At 47.6% G+C, this 332-nt stretch carries 1 protein-coding gene; it reads right to left on the reverse strand.

Annotation, left to right across the window (positions count from 1 at the left end; genetic code table 11):
• The coding region (locus J3L16_RS16065) for an AMP-binding protein (RefSeq protein ID WP_207614068.1) at positions 1–332 on the reverse strand (332 nt) is incomplete at both ends.

Consider the following 332-nt stretch of genomic DNA (forward strand, 5'->3'; position numbering starts at 1 on the left):
TAATTACTTAACCCTCGATGGGTCACCACAACCCCTTTAGGCTGACCTGTGGTACCCGAGGTATAAATAATATAAGCACCTTGAGAGGGATGAATGCTAACAGGGGTATAAGAGTGACGGGGATTAACCTGATTGCTATTAGCCTGACTTGCATCCAAACCTTCAACACGCTCAAGTTCAATGTGTACATACGAAGCCCTTTGCTCTGCCTGCAAAGCGCTCATCATGACCGACGTCTCTGCTGTCGTTAAGACCACCTTGGCTGCACTGTCTATCAGTTGAAACTGTATGCGCTGAGCCGGCTGCTTACTGTCTAACGGTAAGTACATTCC

Source organism: Alteromonas sp. 5E99-2 (assembly GCF_017368475.1).
Lineage (GTDB): Bacteria > Pseudomonadota > Gammaproteobacteria > Enterobacterales > Alteromonadaceae > Alteromonas_F.